1 protein-coding gene is annotated in these 898 nt (G+C 55.6%); it reads right to left on the bottom strand.

The window, feature by feature from the left end; all coding sequences use genetic code 11:
• Positions 1-50: 50 nt before the first annotated feature.
• Positions 51-898: IS3 family transposase (locus QMX96_RS26690; protein ID WP_282362723.1), on the bottom strand; the 848-nt coding region annotated here is incomplete at its 5' end.

The following is an 898-nucleotide window of genomic DNA, read 5'->3' as shown; positions in this document are numbered from 1 at the left end:
GTGTCTAGTCCTGAAATAGGTTTACACCTGTTCAGGTAGGCCGATAGGCCTCAAAACGCCCGATGCACCGCATCGGGCGTTTTGTTTTTCAGGGCCATATGGGGCCGTTCTGTGTTGTAGATCTGCACTGCCTCATCAACCATCTGCCTCGCTTGCTCCAGATCTTCAGGTCTGCTTAACAGCAGCTCCATCTTGAGGATTCCGTTGATTCGCTCAGCCAGCGCGTTCTGGTAGCAGTCATACCCATCAGTCATGGAGCACTGAACGCCGTGCCGTTGGTGCAGTGACTGGTATAGCGCCGAGCAATATTGGATGCCTCGATCCGAATGGTGGACTAATGGCTGGCGACGACGTCGCTTTCGTAAGGCCTGCTTGAAGGCTTGCGCTACTGACTCGGCATGCAGGCTTTCATGGACGTGGTGACCAACAATTTTCCTGGAGTACGCGTCCGTTACCAGGCTCAGGTACAGCGGGCCGTTACGTGCGGGCAGATAAGTAATGTCGGCAACCCAGACGTGCTCCGGCCTTGTCGGAACGACTTGGCTTGGACCGGGCTTGATTAAGTTGGGATGGCGGTAGAAGCGATGAAAGCTCTGTGTTGTCTTGTGGTATGCCCGCTTGGGCAGTACCAGCAAACGGCGCTCTCCCAAGACCTGAAACAGCCTATCTCGGCCGACCTGGAATCGTTTGTCAGGTTGGCAATGCAGCAAATAGTGCAGCTTACGGGTACCCAGACGGGGCTGGCGCAGCCGGACTTGCTGAACAAACTGAACCACCCGATCTGCCTGGCGCTCTTTGCCATCAGCAGCTCGGTTGCGCTTGTAGTAAGCCTGTCGACTGATGCCTAGAAACTGACAAGCCCTGGCAATGCTCAGTCCTGCGACTTGACCTTGCGAGA

This window comes from Pseudomonas sp. PS01300 (assembly GCF_029960155.1).
In the GTDB taxonomy this organism is placed as follows: Bacteria; Pseudomonadota; Gammaproteobacteria; order Pseudomonadales; family Pseudomonadaceae; genus Aquipseudomonas; species Aquipseudomonas palmensis.
This window is presented reverse-complemented; position numbering and strand designations above follow the sequence as displayed.